This window comes from Streptomyces sp. NPDC006487, assembly GCF_042870555.1.
Taxonomy (GTDB): Bacteria; Actinomycetota; Actinomycetes; order Streptomycetales; family Streptomycetaceae; genus Streptomyces.
In genome coordinates this window covers 68,324-85,633 of record NZ_JBIAHN010000019.1, presented here as the reverse complement: position 1 = coordinate 85,633, position 17,310 = coordinate 68,324, and the positions used below count along the sequence as shown (strand labels likewise).

The 17,310-nt window shown below is 69.6% G+C and carries 16 protein-coding genes; all 16 read right to left on the bottom strand.

The window, feature by feature from the left end:
* Positions 1-12: 12 nt before the first annotated feature.
* Positions 13-1,608: a F0F1 ATP synthase subunit alpha gene (gene atpA / locus ACFYM0_RS30640; protein ID WP_274549590.1), complete on the bottom strand. Its 1,596-nt coding sequence runs from the start codon at positions 1,606-1,608 to the stop codon at positions 13-15.
* Positions 1,609-1,738: 130 nt separating this feature from the next.
* Positions 1,739-2,554, bottom strand: coding sequence for a F0F1 ATP synthase subunit delta (locus ACFYM0_RS30635; protein WP_388506944.1), 816 nt, complete (start codon positions 2,552-2,554; stop codon positions 1,739-1,741).
* Complete coding sequence (locus ACFYM0_RS30630) at positions 2,551-3,090, bottom strand: F0F1 ATP synthase subunit B (RefSeq protein WP_388506942.1); 540 nt, start codon at positions 3,088-3,090, stop codon at positions 2,551-2,553. The genes ACFYM0_RS30635 and ACFYM0_RS30630 overlap by 4 nt, the downstream gene beginning before the upstream one ends.
* A 41-nt stretch (positions 3,091-3,131) precedes the next feature.
* Positions 3,132-3,374 carry a F0F1 ATP synthase subunit C gene (locus ACFYM0_RS30625; RefSeq protein ID WP_328300823.1) on the bottom strand — a complete coding sequence of 81 codons (243 nt, stop codon included), beginning with the start codon at positions 3,372-3,374 and terminating at the stop codon, positions 3,132-3,134.
* 78 nt (positions 3,375-3,452) lie between these two features.
* On the bottom strand, positions 3,453-4,289 hold the full coding sequence (gene atpB, locus ACFYM0_RS30620; protein ID WP_388507119.1) for a F0F1 ATP synthase subunit A: 837 nt from the start codon (positions 4,287-4,289) through the stop codon (positions 3,453-3,455).
* A 210-nt stretch (positions 4,290-4,499) separates the two neighbouring features.
* A complete protein-coding gene (locus tag ACFYM0_RS30615; protein ID WP_388506940.1) occupies positions 4,500-4,937 on the bottom strand; it encodes a hypothetical protein in 438 nt (145 codons plus the stop codon).
* 275 nt (positions 4,938-5,212) lie between these two features.
* Positions 5,213-6,547, bottom strand: coding sequence for an MraY family glycosyltransferase (locus tag ACFYM0_RS30610; RefSeq protein ID WP_388507117.1), 1,335 nt, complete (start codon positions 6,545-6,547; stop codon positions 5,213-5,215).
* A gap of 104 nt (positions 6,548-6,651) precedes the next feature.
* Complete coding sequence (gene glyA, locus ACFYM0_RS30605) at positions 6,652-7,884, bottom strand: serine hydroxymethyltransferase (RefSeq protein WP_388506938.1); 1,233 nt, start codon at positions 7,882-7,884, stop codon at positions 6,652-6,654.
* A 111-nt stretch (positions 7,885-7,995) separates the two neighbouring features.
* A complete protein-coding gene (locus ACFYM0_RS30600) occupies positions 7,996-8,628 on the bottom strand; it encodes a protein-tyrosine-phosphatase (protein WP_388506936.1) in 633 nt (210 codons plus the stop codon).
* Positions 8,625-9,272 (bottom strand): L-threonylcarbamoyladenylate synthase, encoded by a 648-nt coding sequence (locus tag ACFYM0_RS30595; protein WP_266881144.1) that lies wholly within the window; start codon positions 9,270-9,272, stop codon positions 8,625-8,627. Before ACFYM0_RS30595 ends, ACFYM0_RS30600 begins: the two co-directional genes overlap by 4 nt.
* A gap of 73 nt (positions 9,273-9,345) precedes the next feature.
* The gene (prmC, locus tag ACFYM0_RS30590; protein WP_327254959.1) at positions 9,346-10,191 is read right to left on the bottom strand and encodes a peptide chain release factor N(5)-glutamine methyltransferase; all 846 of its coding nucleotides are present in this window, start codon (positions 10,189-10,191) and stop codon (positions 9,346-9,348) included.
* 77 nt (positions 10,192-10,268) lie between these two features.
* Complete coding sequence (prfA, locus tag ACFYM0_RS30585) at positions 10,269-11,348, bottom strand: peptide chain release factor 1 (RefSeq protein WP_266881142.1); 1,080 nt, start codon at positions 11,346-11,348, stop codon at positions 10,269-10,271.
* A 114-nt stretch (positions 11,349-11,462) separates the two neighbouring features.
* Positions 11,463-11,678 carry a 50S ribosomal protein L31 gene (gene rpmE / locus ACFYM0_RS30580; RefSeq protein ID WP_112448418.1) on the bottom strand — a complete coding sequence of 72 codons (216 nt, stop codon included), beginning with the start codon at positions 11,676-11,678 and terminating at the stop codon, positions 11,463-11,465.
* A gap of 208 nt (positions 11,679-11,886) precedes the next feature.
* Positions 11,887-12,990 (bottom strand): LCP family protein, encoded by a 1,104-nt coding sequence (locus ACFYM0_RS30575; RefSeq protein WP_388506932.1) that lies wholly within the window; start codon positions 12,988-12,990, stop codon positions 11,887-11,889.
* 476 nt (positions 12,991-13,466) lie between these two features.
* The gene (gene rho / locus ACFYM0_RS30570; RefSeq protein ID WP_388506930.1) at positions 13,467-15,599 is read right to left on the bottom strand and encodes a transcription termination factor Rho; all 2,133 of its coding nucleotides are present in this window, start codon (positions 15,597-15,599) and stop codon (positions 13,467-13,469) included.
* A 470-nt stretch (positions 15,600-16,069) separates the two neighbouring features.
* Positions 16,070-16,996 carry a homoserine kinase gene (gene thrB / locus ACFYM0_RS30565; protein ID WP_388506928.1) on the bottom strand — a complete coding sequence of 309 codons (927 nt, stop codon included), beginning with the start codon at positions 16,994-16,996 and terminating at the stop codon, positions 16,070-16,072.
* Positions 16,997-17,310: the final 314 nt, after the last annotated feature.

The following is a 17,310-nucleotide window of genomic DNA, read 5'->3' as shown; positions in this document are numbered from 1 at the left end:
TCCCTTCCGTCGTCACTTGGAGACGTTGACGGCCGGTACGTCCTCGCCCAGGAGCTTGCCGTCCGAGGTCTCGAACTGCCGCTTGAAGTTGGCGATGGCGTCGGCGATGGACGTCAGAGTGTCGTCCGACATCTTGCCGCCGTCCGCGATGGAGGTGAGGAGCTCCTTGCGCTCGAGGCGCAGGTGGTCCAGCAGCTCCGACTCGAAGCGACGGATGTCGTTGACCGGGACGTCGTCCATCTTGCCGGTGGTGCCGGCCCAGACGGAGACGACCTGCTCCTCGACGGGCATCGGCTGGTACTGGCCCTGCTTCAGCAGCTCGACCAGACGCTTGCCGCGCTCCAGCGAGGCCTTCGACGCGGCGTCCAGGTCGGAACCGAAGGCGGCGAACGCCTCCAGCTCACGGTACTGGGCGAGGTCCAGGCGCAGACGGCCGGAAACCTGCTTCATGGCCTTGTGCTGGGCCGAGCCACCGACGCGGGAGACCGAGATACCGACGTTCAGCGCCGGGCGCTGGCCCGCGTTGAACAGGTCGGACTCAAGGAAGCACTGGCCGTCGGTGATGGAGATGACGTTGGTCGGGATGAACGCCGACACGTCGTTCGCCTTGGTCTCGACGATCGGCAGACCGGTCATCGAACCGGCACCCATGTCGTCCGAGAGCTTGGCGCAACGCTCCAGCAGACGGGAGTGCAAGTAGAAGACGTCGCCCGGGTAGGCCTCGCGGCCCGGCGGACGGCGCAGCAGCAGCGACACGGCGCGGTAGGCGTCGGCCTGCTTCGACAGGTCGTCGAAGATGATCAGGACGTGCTTGCCGGCGTACATCCAGTGCTGGCCGATGGCCGAACCGGTGTACGGCGCCAGGTACTTGAAGCCGGCCGGGTCGGACGCCGGGGCGGCGACGATCGTTGTGTACTCGAGCGCACCGGCGTCTTCCAGGGCGCCGCGAACGGACGCGATGGTCGAGCCCTTCTGGCCGATGGCGACGTAGATGCAGCGAACCTGCTTGTTCACGTCGCCCGAGCGCCAGTTGTCGCGCTGGTTGATGATCGTGTCGACGGCAAGAGCGGTCTTGCCGGTCTGACGGTCACCGATGATCAGCTGACGCTGACCACGGCCGACCGGCACCATCGCGTCGATGGCCTTGTAGCCGGTCTGCATCGGCTCGTGGACCGACTTGCGGACCATGACGCCGGGGGCCTGCAGCTCGAGGGCGCGGCGGCCCTCGGTCGCGATCTCGCCGAGGCCGTCGATCGGGTTGCCGAGCGGGTCGACAACGCGGCCGAGGTAACCCTCGCCGACGCCGACGGAGAGCACCTCACCGGTGCGCTGCACCGGCTGGCCCTCCTCGATACCGCTGAACTCGCCGAGGACGACCGCACCGATCTCGCGCTCGTCGAGGTTCAGGGCGAGACCGAGGGTTCCGTCCTCGAACTTCAGCAGTTCGTTCGCCATGGCGGAGGGCAGGCCCTCCACCTTCGCGATGCCGTCGCCGGCAACGCTGACCGTTCCGACCTCCTCGCGCGAGGCCGCGTCCGGCTGGTACGACTGGACAAAGTTCTCCAGTGCGTCCCGGATCTCCTCCGGCCGGATCGTGAGCTCCGCCATCTGGGTTCCCTGCTCTCCTTGTTGGGCCTGAAGCTTCTTAGGGGTCTGGGGGCGACCCCCAGGAATCTTCTGCAAGTTCTGCACGGCCCAACCGGGCCGCTGGCAATACTTTTTTCTAATGTGTGGCTGGTCAGCCGGCCATGCGGCGCGACGCCTCGGCGATGCGGTCCGCGATGGTGCCGTCGATGACCTCGTCGCCGACCCGCACCGAGATCCCGCCGAGGACCGTGGGGTCCACGTCGAGGTTCAGGTGCATCGGGCGGCCGTACAGCTTGGCCAGCACCGCGCCGAGACGCTGCTTCTGGACGTCGCTGAGCGGAACCGCGGTGGTCACGGTGGCGACCATGCGGCCACGACGCTCGGCGGCGACCTTCGAAAGGGACTCGAGGCCCGCTTCCAGGCTACGTCCACGCGGGTGCGTGACGAGACGCGTGACCAGCCGCTCGGTGACGGCGTTCGCCTTGCCGCCGAGCAGGCTGCGGAGCAGCTGGCTCTTGGCGGCGGCGGTGGCCGACCGGTCGGTCAGTGCTGCGCGCAGCTCGGTGTTCGAGGAGACGATCCGGCCGAACCGGAACAGCTCGTCCTCGACGTCGTCGAGGCCTCCGCCGGTCTGGGCCGCCGTGAGGTCGGCGGTGGCCGCCAGGACCTCGAGCGAATCCACCAGGTCACGGGACTGCGACCAGCGGGACCGGACCATGCCGGACACCAGGTCGAGGGTTTCCCCGCCCACCTGGCCGCCCAGCAGGCGGTTTGCCAGCTCGGCCTTGGCCTCGCCGGACTGCGCCGGGTCCGTGATGACCCGACGCAGCGAGACCTCACGGTCGAGCAGCGCGGTGACGGACGCCAGCTCGCCGGCGAGCTTCGCCGCGTCGACGGACGTGTTGTCCGTCAGCGCGTCGAGACGCTCGCGGGCGGTGGCCAGCGCGTCGCGGCTCGCTCCGTTCATCGGGCGGCCTCGGCCTTCTCCTCAAGCTCGCTGAGGAAGCGGTCGATCGTGCGGCTCTGCCGGGCGTGGTCCTCGAGGGACTCGCCGACAAGCTTTCCGGCCAGGTCGGTCGCCAGCTTGCCGACGTCCTGACGGAGGGCGGAAGAGGCGGCCTTGCGGTCAGCCGCGATCTGGGCGTGACCGGCAGCGATGATCTCCTCACGCTGCCGCTGGCCCTCTGCGCGCAGTTCTTCCTTGAGCGCAGTGCCCTGCTCCAGAGCGTCCTGGCGCAGGCGAGCGGCCTCGTGCCGGGCTTCGGCGAGCTGGGCCTTGTACTGCTCCAGCACGCTCTGAGCCTCGGTCTGAGCGGCCTCAGCCTTTTCGATACCGCCTTCGATGGCCTCGCGGCGCTCGTCCAGAACCTTGTTGATGTTCGGGAGGAGCTTCTTCGCGAGGAAACCGAAGACGATGACGAAGGCGATCAGACCGATGACGAGCTCGGGGATCGGCGGGATGAGGGGGTTCTCCACCTCAGCCGCGAGAACCAGGAGGTTCACTTCAGTGCCTTTCGTCTAGGGAGTGGTCGTGGATCCGAGGATCACGGGCCGTAGACGAACGGCATGACCAGACCGATGAGGGCGAGCGCCTCACAGAAGGCGAAGCCGAGGATCTGGTTGGCGCGGATCAGGCCGGCAGCCTCAGGCTGACGAGCGAGGGCCTGGGTGCCGTTACCGAAGATGATGCCGACGCCGACGCCGGGGCCGATGGCCGCAAGGCCGTAACCGATGGAGCCGAGGGAGCCGGTGACGCCTTCGGCGGCGATGGTCTGGAGAGCGGACATGCCGGTTCTTCCTTCTCTTTCACGGACCCGGTGGGGGTTGGCCACCGGACGACATAGTGGTTTGGGGGAGGGCTTGACTCAGTGGTGCTCTGCGAGCGCGCCCTGAATGAAGCTGCAAGCCAGGAGGACGAAGACGTACGCCTGGACAGCCTGGATGAAGAGCTCGAAAGCGGTCATCACCAGGACCATGACGAACGAGACGCCCGCGTAGGCGATCCCGATGCCGTTCAGCAGGTACCAGCTGGCGATCGTGAAGAGCAGCAGCAGGGTGTGACCGGCGAACATGTTCGCAAACAGTCGGACCGCATGGGTGAACGGGCGCACCAGGACGTTCGAGAAGAACTCGATGACCATGACCATCGGCAGAACCGGGCCGAGCGACTTGTCGTAGCCGGTCAGGTTCTTGAAGCCACCGACGAAGCCGTGACGCTTGAAGGTCACGCTCATCCAGATCACATACACGATGGCCGCGAGGCCTGCCGGGTACGCGATGATCGCGGTCACCGGGAACTGGGCGAGCGGAATGATCGACCAGAGGTTCATGATCCAGACGAAGAAGAACAGCGAGACCATCAGGGGGACGTACTTCTCGCCCTCCTTCTTGCCCAGCGTCTCGTAGACGATGCCGCGGCGCACGAAGTCGTAGCCGGCCTCGGCGACCATCTGCAGCTTGCCCGGGACGACCTTCGGCTTGCGGAAGGCGGCCCAGAAGAAGGCGACGATGACGACCGAGCCGAGCAGGGCGAGCAACATCGTCTTGTTGAAGTACGTGCTGCTGTCACCGTCCCCGAAGATCGGCTCGAACAGGAACGAGTGCAGGCCGGGAGCCGGGAATCCACAACCGTCGAAGATGTGGCAATCGGTCTCGAAGGCGAGCACCGTCGTCGGGTCAGCACTCACCGCGGGCTCCTTCAGCGTGGCGCATAGGTACGGCAACCTCGTTGTGTCGGCGCGGCGGACAGCCGCTGTTCGGCACTGGACTGGTGTAACGGATGTGGGGGCGGCGTTCGGGCATCGAGCCTCGCGATGGGACAGGCGTCAGCTCAGATGCCCGCGCCAGCATTGCCACAGTTGAAACCGGACGATAGCAGCATCCCGAACGCGTACTTATTCCGCCCCTACCCCTCACGGCTTCTGGCCCGAATTTCCGGGCTTGTCGCCCTTCATCGAGTCAGGTTCGACGTAGAGGATCTTGGCCTTCATATGAGCACGCGCCTGTGCGCCGATCCACACCAGGGTGGCGACGACGAGCGTGATGGCGAAGGCCCGGGGGTTAAACAGCGTCGTGTTCTTGAACACGGCGAGAAAGACGAAGAGCAACAGGATCTGGGCCGTGTAGAGCATCAGCCCCATGGCCTGGAACAAGTGCGGAAGCGATTTCGCCGTGCGTTGCAGTACGAGGAATCCGATGCCCATGAACAGCATCACCAACAGCGTCGCAACGACAGCGCCCAGCGCCCCCTTGCCACCGGCGACGATCCCACTGATGACGGCGGCGAGAGCGCCGGCGGCAGCCGTGGGAACGGCGGATTGCAGAAGGGATCGGACGTCATCTGACCGCATGGCGGTTTGCTCCGCGTGGTGGTGGGGGCACAGGGACTCGTACAGGACGAGCGTAAGCCCGGTCCGAGTGAGTACCTCGGGCCAATGGACCGTCGCACTACGGTCCTTCGGCTCTGTCGCCGGGTTTAGTGAACGGTATCACAAAGTATTTGATGAGAGCTTTACTCGGAGGGTGTGCGGACTGTCACACATGAGAGTGACCCTGCGCGTGTGTGCGCGACAGGCAAGTGTCTTGTCTGGTAAAGGGCGTTCATGTCGGACATGCGCACCGGGCGTCAGCGCGAGGATCCGGCCTTACGCCGGTCGGGGAAGCGCGAACGGGGGCCGATGGCGGTCGCGCCGTTGACGCCGGACACACCTGCCGCGATCGGCCGGGCCGGTTCCGGCTCCGCGGCGGACGCGTCCAGCAGGGCTGCCTCCGCGGCCCGTTCCGCGTGCCGGTAGCGCGGCGGGACCAGCCGCTCCGCCCACTGCGGGGCTCGCGGGGTGAAGCGCGGCAGCAGGAGCAGGAGCAGGCCCACGGCGCTCAGCGCGGCGATCGCCAGCACGATCCACATCGAGGCGGAATGCACCGAATACGCCACGGTGCCGAAGGCGATCAAGCCTGACCAGAAGTACATGATGAGCACCGCCCGGCTGTGCGAATGCCCGAGTTCCAGCAGCCGGTGGTGGAGGTGCCCGCGGTCCGCGGCGAAGGGCGACTGGCCCTTCCAGGTGCGCCGCACGATGGCGAGCACCAGGTCCGTCATCGGGATCGCGATGATCGTGAGCGGCAGGATCAGCGGGATGAAGACCGGCAGCATCGCGTGGGTCGCGTTGCGCTCGCCGCCCACGAACAGCGCCATCGCGTCCGGGTCCACCTGTCCGGTGATGGAGATGGCGGCGGCGGCCAGCACCAGACCGATGAGCATCGAGCCGGAGTCGCCCATGAAGATCCGGGCGGGGTGCATGTTGTGCGGCAGGAAGCCGAGGCACATGCCCATCAGGATGGCGGCGAAGAGGGTCGCGGGCGCGGCCGCCTCGATCCCGTAGCCGAACCAGATCCGATACGCGTAGAGGAAGAACGCGCAGGTCGCGATGCAGACCATGCCGGCGGCGAGGCCGTCGAGGCCGTCCACGAAGTTCACCGCGTTGATGGTGATCACGACGAGGGCCACGGTGAGCAGGTTGCCCTGCCAGGGGGTGAGCGAGACCGAGCCGACGCCCGGGACCGGGATCCACAGGATGGTCAGGCCCTGCATGCACATCACACCGGCGGAGATCATCTGTGCGCCGAGTTTGATCAGGGCGTCGAGCTCGAACTTGTCGTCCAGTACGCCGACCAGCCAGATCAGGGCCGCCCCGGAGAGCAGGGCCCGCGGCTCGTTCGACAGCTCGAAGACCCCGTTGAGGTTCTGCAGGTGGTCCGCGACGAGCAGGCCGGCGCACAGTCCGCCGAACATCGCGATGCCGCCGAGCCGGGGAGTGGGCTCCCGGTGCACGTCGCGGGCACGGATCTCTGGCATCGCGCCCACGGCGATCGCGAACTTCCGCACGGGCCCGGTGAGTAGATAAGTCACCGCGACCGTGACGCAAAGCGTCAGCAGATATTCACGCACGGGCTGCCCCAGATGTATCGCCGGCCATCTCAGCCCCACACACTAGCTGCGAAGTACTCACTGTCGGGGACGCGCAGGGGCGGTATCCCGGTTGCGGTACGTCGCTCTTGCCCGGCTTAAACCCCATACGGTGGAAAACTGACCACGAGCTCGTTGACGTCCCTGCGGATCTGCGCGGGCTCCCCGCCGGCCAGCGCGGCCGTGAACAGCGCGGCGATCCGGTCCATCTCCCCCTCCCCCATGCCCTGCGTGGTCACGGCCGCGGTGCCGAGGCGGATCCCGCGCTGGTCACCGTAGGGAAGGGCGCAGGTGTCCAGCACGATCCCGGCGGCCGCCAGCCTGCCCCGGGCTGCCGCGCCGTCGAGGCCCAGCGGTGCGGGGTCGGCGGTGATCAGGTGGGTGTCGGTGCCCCCGGTCGTGATCGCGAACCCGCGGGCGGCGAGCGCGTCGGCCAGGGCGCGGCCGTTGGCGACCACCCGGTGCGCGTACGAGGTGAAGGCGGGCCCGGCGGCCTCGCCGAAGGCCACGGCCTTGGCGGCGATGCTGTGCATCTGCGGGCCGCCCTGAGTGAAGGGGAACACCGCCCGGTCGATCCGCTCCGCGAACTCGGCCCCGCACAGGATCATCCCGCCGCGCGGCCCCCGGAGCACCTTGTGGGTGGTGGCGACGACGATGTCGGCGTAGGGCACGGGGCTGGGCGCGGCCCCGCCTGCCACGAGCCCGATGGGGTGGGCGGCGTCGGCGATCAGGAAGGCCCCGACCTCGTCGGCGATCTCCCGGAACGCGGAGTACTCGGGGTGCCTCGGGTAGGAGATGGACCCGCACACGATGGCCTTGGGCCGGTGCTCGTGCGCGAGCCGCTGCACCTGGGCGTAGTCGATGAGCCCGGTCGCGGCGTCCACTCCGTACCCGACGAAGTCGAACCACCGCCCGGAGAAGTTGGCGGGCGAGCCGTGGGTGAGGTGCCCCCCGGAGGTGAGCGCCATGGCCAGCACGGTGTCCCCCGGCCGCAGCAGCGCGGCGTACGCGGCGAGCACGGCGGCGGATCCGGAGTGCGGCTGCACGTTCGCGTGCTCGGCGCCGAAGAGGGCGCGGGCCCGCTCGACGGCGATCTGCTCGGCGAGGTCGGCGTACTCGCAGCCGCCGTGGTGCCGGGCGCCGGGGTAGCCCTCGGCGTACTTGTTGGCGAGCACCGATCCCAGTGCGGTGAGCACGGCGGCGGAGGTGAAGTTCTCGGCGGCGATCAGCTGCAGCCCCGTCGCCTGGCGCTGCCGTTCCCCGTCGAGGACGTCGGCCATCTGCGGATCCTGCTGCCGCAGCAGGTCCAGGGGCTGGGTGATGACGCTCATGGCGCGACTCCAGGGGGGTACCGCGTACCGGGTACCAGCCACTGTAGGCCGCCCCTGCCCATCCCGCCCTGCGGCGCCCGTCCGGCCCGGCCGGCATGTGGGGCGCGGGGGTCAGCGGGAAGCGGTGACGCCCGTCAGGGCCGTGACCACGGGGTCCAGCGCCTGGTTGATCTCGTCGCCGATCGACCGGAAGAAGGTGATCGGCGCCCCGTACGGGTCGTACACCTCGTCCGCGTCGGGGGAAGGCGCCAGGAGCCACCCGCGTAGAGCGGCGGCGGCACGGACCAGCGCGCGGGCCCGCTCCACCATCCCGTCCTCCAGCGGCGGCAGGGTCGCCGGGTCTATCGCCCGGACCAGCCGGGTGAACTCCTTCAGGGTGAAGGTGCGCAGCCCCGCCGAGTGCCCCATGGAGATCACCTGGGCGCGGTGGTCGCGGGTGGCGGTCAGGACCAGGTCCGCGCGTATGACGTGCTCGTCCAGGAGCTCCCGGCCGGTGAAGCCGGAGGCGTCGGCCCCGAAGTCGGCCAGCACGGCGGCCGCGTTGGCCTCCATGGGCGCGCCCTCGTGGCCCCAGGTGCCCGCGCTCTCCACGATCAGGTCCCCGGTGACGGGGCCCCCGAGCCGGTGGGACAGCGCGTGCCGCGTCAGCCGCTCGGTGATGGGCGAGCGGCACACGTTGCCGGTGCTGACGTGGAGTATGCGGAAGGTGCTGTCCCCGGCTATGCCACGCCCCTGAGGGCTCACGGAGCCACCTCGAGGTCGGGCACGACCTCCCGCAGCTGCTCGGCGGTCAGTGCCCCCTCGCGCAGGAGGACGGGAACCTTCCCGGTGACGTCGACGATCGACGAGGGCTGCATGCCCGGGGTCGGGCCGCCGTCCAGGTACACGGACACGGAGTCGCCGAGCATTTCGCGCGCCGCGTCGCAGTCCTCCGGCGCGGGGTGTCCGGTCAGGTTCGCCGAGGACACCGCCATCGGGCCGACCTCGGTCAGCAGCTCGATCGCGACGGGGTGCAGGGGCATGCGTACGGCCACGGTCCCGCCGGTCTCGCCCAGGTCCCACGCCAGCGAGGGCTGGTGCTTGGCGACCAGCGTCAGCGCGCCCGGCCAGAAGGCGTCGACGAGCTCCCACGCCTGCTCGGAGAAGTCGGTGACCAGGCCGTGCAGGGTGTTCGGGGACCCGATGAGGACGGGGGTGGGCATGTTGCGGCCGCGCCCCTTGGCGGCGAGCAGGTCGCCGACGGCCTCGGCGCTGAAGGCGTCCGCGCCGATCCCGTACAGGGTGTCGGTGGGCAGCACGACGAGCTCGCCGCGGCGTACGGCGGAGGCGGCTTCACGCAGGCCCGTCTTGCGGTCCGTCGCGTCGTTGCAGTCGTATCGCCGGGCCATCAGCGGGCCTCCTCGTGCAGCAGGGGGGTGGCGGGAATGCGCGCGGTGACCGAGCCGATCATGACGGGGCCGGTCACGGCAGGGCCTTGCGGGCGGTCGCGAAGCGCGGGCGCTTGTTGAGGTCGGGGTGGTCGGCGGCGTCGGCCCAGCCCCGCTCCTCTGCGAAGATCCACGGGACCTGTCCGCCCTGGGTGTCGGCGTGCTCGATGACGACGATGCCGCCGGGCCGCAGCAGCCGGTGGGCGGTGCGCTCGATGCCGCGGATGGTGTCCAGGCCGTCTTCGCCGGAGAACAGCGCCATCTCGGGGTCGTGGTCGCGGGCCTCCGGTGCCACGTACTCCCACTCGGTGAGCGGGATGTACGGCGGATTGGAGATGACCAGGTCGACCTGGCCGTCCAGCTCGGGCAGGGCGCTCAGCGCGTTGCCCTGGTGGACGGTGACCCGGGAGCCCTCGGCGTTCTTACGGGTCCACTGGAGGGCGTCCTCGGACAGCTCGACGGCGTGCACGCGCGAGCGCGGCACCTCCTGCGCCATGGCGAGCGCGATGGCGCCCGAGCCGGTGCAGAGGTCCACGATCAGCGGTTCGACGACGTCCATCGCCCGGACGGCCTGTATGGCCCAGTCCACGACCGACTCGGTCTCGGGCCGGGGCACGAAGACCCCGGGCCCGACCTGGAGCTCCAGGTAGCGGAAGAAGGCGCGGCCGGTGATGTGCTGGAGCGGCTCGCGCGCCTCGCGGCGGGCGACGGCCTCCCAGTAGCGGGCATCGAAGTCCGCGTCCTTGACGTGGTGGAGTTCCCCCCGCTTGACGCCGTGCACGAAGGCCGCGAGCTCCTCCGCGTCGAAACGCGGTGAGGGCACGCCGGCGGCGGCCAGCCGCTGGGTGGCCTGGGCCACCTCGGCAAGCAGCAAGTTCACGCTGGTCCTCCGGGCTGCTGTCGTACGGGGGGTGGTGCGGGGTCCTGCGGGGTGGTGCGGGGGTCCTGCGCGGGGACTCAGTGCGCGGACGCGAGCTTGGCGGCGGAGTCCGTGTCGACGCAGGCCTGGATGACCGGGTCGAGGTCTCCGTCGAGCACCTGGTCCAAGTTGTACGCCTTGAAGCCCGTCCGGTGGTCCGAGATCCGGTTTTCCGGGTAGTTGTACGTACGGATCTTCTCGGAGCGGTCCACGGAGCGCACCTGGCTGCGGCGCACGTCGGAGGCCTCCTGCTCGGCGGCTTCCTGGGCGGCGGCCAGCAGGCGCGAGCGCAGGATGCGCATCGCCTGCTCCTTGTTCTGGAGCTGGCTCTTCTCGTTCTGGCAGGAGGCGACCACACCGGTCGGGATGTGCGTGATGCGCACGGCCGAGTCGGTGGTGTTGACGGACTGGCCGCCGGGGCCCGAGGAGCGGTACACGTCGATGCGGAGGTCGTTCATGTTGACCTCGACCTCCACCTCCTCGGCTTCCGGGGTGACGAGCACGCCGGCGGCGGAGGTGTGGATGCGGCCCTGGGACTCGGTGGCCGGCACGCGCTGGACGCGGTGCACGCCGCCCTCGTACTTCAGGCGGGCCCAGACGCCCTGGCCGGGCTCGGTGGCGCCGTTGCCGCCCTTGGTGCGGACGGAGACCTGGACGTCCTTGTAGCCGCCGAGCTCGGACTCGGTGGCATCGATGATCTCGGTCTTCCAGCCCACGCGCTCGGCGTAGCGCAGGTACATGCGCAGCAGGTCGCCGGCGAACAGGGCCGACTCGTCACCGCCCGCACCCGCCTTGACCTCCAGGAGCACGTCCTTGTCGTCGCTGGGGTCGCGCGGAACGAGCAGCAGGCGGAGCTTCTCGGTGAGCTCTTCGCGCTGTGCGGTCAGTTCCTTGACCTCTGCCACGAAGTCCGGGTCGTCGGCCGCGAACTCCTTCGCCGTCTCGATGTCCTCGGCGGACTGCTTCCAGGCACGGAAGGTCGCGACGATCGGGGTCAGCTCCGCGTAGCGCTTGTTCAGCTTGCGCGCGTTGGCCTGATCCGAGTGGACCGAAGGGTCGGCGAGCTTCTTCTCAAGATCGGCGTGCTCGCCGATCAGTTCCTCGACCGCCTCGAACATCGGGGGCTCCTGAAGATGGTGAATGTGAAGAAAAGGGCTGCGGGACGAGAAAGGCGCCGGTCCGGCTGCCCCCGTGCGAACAGGGTGCAGCCGGGGACCGGCGCCTGAGGCTCGCTACTTCTGTGCAGCCTTGCCGAAGCGGGCCTCGAAGCGGGCCACGCGGCCACCGGTGTCGAGGATCTTCTGCTTGCCCGTGTAGAACGGGTGGCACTCGGAGCAGACCTCGGCTCGGATGGAGCCCTCGGTCAGGGTGCTACGGGTGGTGAACGACGCGCCACAGGTGCAGCTGACCTGGGTCTCGACGTACTGGGGGTGAACATCGCGCTTCAAGGTGTCTCCTAGATTCGGGAGGGCGCCGGGTCGCAGGAGCCGAATTGCGCGCTGCGTGAACCGGGGCCGACAGACCAGTCTGCCAGGACCGGGCTGCCTGTCAAAATTCTGAGGACCGCCTCCCTCAACGGCAGGGGTCCGGCATCTATTCCGCGGCCCGGCGGAACCTTCCGGGCGGGCGGTCCGGGCGGGCGGTCCGCCCCTCCGGCTACCGGACGACCGTACCGGCCGTGCCCTTGTCGCCGGCCGAGTTCGCGGTGGCCGCGGCGGGAACCGGCTGGTCGGCCAGCAGGGCGTCCCAGACCATCGCGGACTCCTTGGTGAGCGGGACGACCCGGTTGGGGTCACGGGTGTCTCCGGTCACCGGCAGGGTGATCATCTGCATGTTCTCGGGGCTGATGCCCTCCAGGCCCTGGGCGAACCCCATGAGGGACTTCACGTCGCCGAGCGCCTTGTCCGTGGTGATGGCCTTGGTGGCGGTGTCGGCGAGGTCGAGCAGCTTCTTCGGGTTGTCGAAGACGCCGATGGTCTTGACCTGCTTGATCAGCGCCTTGATGAAGGCCTGCTGGAGCTGTATTCGGCCCAGGTCGCCGCCGTCGCCGACGCCGTGGCGGGTACGGACGAGGCCGAGGGCCTGCTCGCCGTTCAGCCTGTTCGTCCCGGCGGGCAGGTCGAGGTGGCTGTAGGCGTCCTTGATCGGCTTGGTGGTCGTCACCTCGACGCCGCCGAGCTTGTCGATGATCTCCTTGAAGCCGGTGAAGTCGACTTCGAGGTAGTGATCCATGCGGATCCCCGACATCTTCTCCACGGTCGCGACGGCGCAGGCGGCCCCGCCGACGGTGAAGGACTCGTTGAACATCTTGCGCGGGCCGCCCAGGTCGCTCTTGCCGTTCGGGAGCTTGCAGACGGGCCGGGTCACGAGGGTGTCGCGGGGTATCGATACGACGGTGGCCTTGGTGTGGCCCTCGTTGAGGTGGACGATCATCGCCGTGTCGGAGCGCGCGGAGCCGCCGTCGTCCTGGCCGTACTCCCCGTTGGCGCCGCCGCGGGAGTCCGAGCCGAGGACGAGGATGTCCATCGAGCCGTTGTCCACGTTCTGCGGGCGGTCCTTGCCGAGGGCGGCGTCGATGTCGACCGTCTTGAGGTTGCCGTTGAACTTGAAGTAGAAGTAGCCGAGCCCCGCCCCGCCCAGGAGGAGCACGCCTGCGGCGGTCCACGCGGCGATGACGACGGCCCTGCGGCCCGCGGCCGGCTTCCGTCGGCGTCTGCCCGCGGCGGCCCTGCGGCCGCGGCCCCTGTTGTCCTGGCTCATGCTCTGCTCTGCCCGTCTGTGTTCGGCCCGGTTCCCCGTTTCCCTCTGACAGAGACGGTCGGACGCCCCCCAGGGTTCCACGGCCGCCTGTGCGTCCCGTGTGCGTCCCGGCCCGCAGAACCCCCGCGCCCGGCCGGGACGGGTACCCCGCGAACGCCCCGTGACCCCATACCCACCTGCGGTTTCCACCGGGCGCGCGGGGCCACCGCCCGGGGTCGCGTGGTGTACGGGGTGTGGCAAAGGTCGCATCTGCGCGCGAAGCACCGTAGACCACACAAGACCGCTCAGATCCCATGGATCCCAAAGATCCCACAGGCCCCAGAGATCCCAGAGGTCCCAGAGGTCCCACGAGCCTCACAGGACCCACAGCCCCCTGGGCCCCGTAGGCCGGAAAGCCCCGGGCATGACGCGACCGCCCCCGTCGCGGGTGCGGCGGGGGCGGTCGGCGGTCACGCAGGTGGTGCTACGAGGAGACGTCAGTCGTCGTTCTTGCCCGACGGGGTCGTCTTCGCGATCTGCATGAGGAACTCGGCGTTCGACTTCGTCTGCTTCATCTTGTCGAGGAGCAGCTCGATGGCCTGCTGCGAGTCGAGCGCGTGCAGTACCCGGCGCAGCTTCCAGACGATGGCGAGCTCCTCGCTGTTGAGGAGGATCTCCTCCTTGCGGGTGCCCGAGGGGTCCACGTCCACGGCCGGGAAGATGCGCTTGTCGGCGAGCTTCCGGTCGAGCTTGAGCTCCATGTTGCCGGTGCCCTTGAACTCCTCGAAGATCACCTCGTCCATGCGCGAGCCGGTGTCGACCAGCGCGGTGGCCAGGATGGTCAGCGAGCCGCCGTCCTCGATGTTGCGCGCGGCACCGAAGAAGCGCTTCGGCGGGTACAGCGCGGTCGAGTCGACACCACCGGACAGGATGCGGCCGGAGGCGGGGGCGGCGAGGTTGTACGCGCGTCCCAGACGGGTGATGGAGTCCAGCAGGACGACCACGTCGTGGCCGAGCTCGACGAGACGCTTGGCGCGCTCGATGGCCAGCTCGGCGACGGTGGTGTGGTCCTCGGCCGGGCGGTCGAAGGTCGAGGAGATGACCTCGCCCTTCACCGACCGCTGCATGTCGGTGACCTCTTCCGGACGCTCGTCGACCAGGACGACCATCAGGTGGCACTCGGGGTTGTTGACCGTGATCGCGTTGGCGATCGCCTGCATGATCATGGTCTTGCCGGTCTTCGGCGGGGCCACGATCAGACCGCGCTGGCCCTTACCGATCGGCGACACGAGGTCGATGATGCGGGTGGTCAGCACGCCCGGGTCGGTCTCCAGGCGGAGCCGGTCCTGGGGGTACAGGGGGGTCAGCTTCTGGAACTCCGGGCGGCCGCGGCCGGATTCGGGCGCCATGCCGTTGACGGAGTCCAGGCGCACGAGCGCGTTGAACTTCTCGCGGCGCTCGCCGTCCTTGGGCTGCCGGACGGCGCCGGTGGTGTGGTCGCCCTTGCGCAGACCGGCCTTGCGGACCTGGGCGAGGGAGACGTACACGTCGTTCGGGCCGGGCAGGTAGCCCGAGGTCCGGATGAACGCGTAGTTGTCGAGGATGTCGAGGATGCCCGCCACGGGGATCAGGACGTCGTCGTCGGCGACCGGAGTCTCGGCCGGCGCGAACTCGTCGCGGCCGCGACGGCCACGGCGGTCGCGGTAGCGGCCGCGACGGCCGCGACGGCCGTCCTCGTCGAAGTCGTCCTGCGGGCCGTTGTCCTGACGGTCCCGGTCCTGACGGCCGCCCTGCTGACCCTGGCCCTGGCCCTGGCCGCGGCCGCCCTGCTGGCGGTCCTGACGGTCGGTCCGGTCCTGACGGCCGCCCTGCTGGCCCTGACCCTGGCCCTGGCCCTGGTTCTGACCCTGGCCCTGGCCGGCCTGGCCCTGGGCGCCCTGGCCCTGGTCGTCGACCTTGGCACCGCGCTCACGGCGCTCGCGGCGGCCGTCGGCACGGTCGTTGCCGCGCTCGCGGCGGTCGCGACGGCCGCGGCCCTCGCCTTCCTGGCCCTGAGCCTGGCCGGCGGGGGCGGTGGCGGCCTCGGCCTTCGCTTCGGCCTGTGCGGCCGGAGCGACGGTCTCGGACTTCTGCTCCACCTGCACGGCGGCAGCGGGGGCCGAACCCTCGGGGCTGCCGGAGGGGGCGGTGGCACGCCGGCGGCGACGCTCGCCGACCGGGGCGTCCTCGCTGGCCGGCTGGCCCGGGATGTCGATCTGGGCCTGCGCGGCGGTCTTCTCGGCGGGCGCCTCGGCGGCGGCCTCGCCCGTGCGGGCCTTGCTGGTGGCACGGCGCTTCGGCTTGGTCTCGCCGGCGTCGGAGGCCGGGGCGGCGGCGGGCGCGGAGGCCGCGGCCTTGGGGGCGCTGCTTCCCGCCTGCGCCTCCTTGATGACCTCGATCAGCTGGCCCTTGCGCATCCGCGCGGTGCCCCTGATACCGAGGCCCGACGCGACCTGCTGGAGCTCGGCCAGGACCATGCCGTCAAGGCCGGTGCCGGAGCGGCGGCGCTTGGTCGGCGCGGCGCCCTCGGCGGGGGCACTGGTGTCGACGTTGGTGTCGGCAGCGCCCATCAGATCGGTGGTGTCGCTCACGAAGGGTCCTTCCCTGGAGCGGACGTCGGCCTGTCTGGCTCGGCGACCGGTTGTGCTGTCCGACAGCAAGCCACGACTCGATGAGCCGCGAACTGCTGCCGGGGCGGTGGTCCGCCGATAGAGATACGGCGGAGAGAAACGTGCATGTGCGTGGGTGGTTCCGGCGAGAAGCCCCCGAGCTGAAAGCGTGGGAATGTCACGCCGATTCCGGAGCGTGCTCGAAACTGCTGGCAGCGATCAAAGCAGTCGGGGAGGCTCCCGGAAGAAAGGTGGTCCCTGATAGGGACACTGAGCACCAAGCCATGGCGGCTTCGGATGCGCACTTGAGACTAACACTACCGGATCCAACAGACATTCCCCCTCTCCATCACCGGCTTTCGAGCCCATCCGCGCGGGTTTCGCGCGGGCTCCGCGCGGGCGGCCTGCCCCGGCCGCCCGCCCCTGGCCGGCTGTGTCCTCTCCTGCGCGGATCAGCCGCCCTGGGTTCCCAGCGGAAGTACGCTCGCGCCCGCGGCGTCGAGTGCGAGGCGGTTCGCCGCCCACCCCTCGCCTGCGAGCCGTGCGACCTTGTCGGCCGCACCGTTGTCGACCAGCGCGAGGACCGTGGGGCCCGCGCCGGAGATCACTGCGGGGATGCCGTCCGCCCGCAGCCGGGCCACGAGCGCCACGCTCTCGGGCATCGCCGGGGACCGGTACTCCTGGTGGAGACGGTCCTCGGTGGCCGGCAGCAGGAACTCGGGACGCCTGGTCAGGGCCTCTACGAGCAGACCCGCGCGGCCCGCGTTGACGGCCGCGTCCACGTGCGGGACGGTGCGCGGCAGCAGGCCGCGCGCCGTCTCCGTCAGGACCGGCTTGGAGGGAACGAAGACCACCGGAACGATGGAATCGGCGGGCTCCATACGGATCGCCTTGGCGCTGCCGCCGTCCATCCACGCGAGGGTGAAACCGCCGAGCAGACAGGCGGCGACGTTGTCGGGGTGGCCCTCGATCTCGGTGGCGAGCTCAAGCAGCGCCGTGTCGTCGATCTTGGCCTCTCCGCCTATGGTCACGGCGCGGGCGGCCACGATGCCCGCGCAGATCGCCGCGGAGGAGGAGCCGAGGCCACGGCCGTGCGGGATGCGGTTGGCACAGACGACCTCGAGGCCGCGCGGCTGGCCGCCCAGCAGGTCGAAGGCGGTGCGCATGGACCGTACGAGGAGGTGGCTCTCGTCCCGCGGCAGGGTGTCGGCACCTTCGCCCGCGATGTCGATGTTCAGGCCGGAATCGGCCACGCGTACGACGACATCGTCATAGAGCCCCAAGGCCAGCCCGAAGGCGTCGAAGCCCGGGCCGAGGTTGGCACTGCTGGCGGGAACGCGCACCCGTACGGCGGCGGCGCGGAACGCTGGACCGGCCATCTTCCGATGACACTCCTTGTGACTGTGCGAGACGGAATCTTCGCTGGCTCGCTGTGAATGTACTGGAGAACGTACGACACCCGAAGGCCCTGTGGGCAGCACCGCGGTCATATGCGCGGCGGCGGATGTAAGTACAGCCTATCGAAGGAAGGTTCTTCTCCGACATAGGGCGCACAGCAGGCGCACGATGCGTGTCGCCGGCTCCCGCCGGTCCGGTCGGGTTTCCGCCGCGATATCTGGCGGGTTTCCGTCGGTTTTCGTGCCGTACGGCCCGAGTTGCCGGATTCCTCAGCCTTCGAAAGACTTCCGGAATC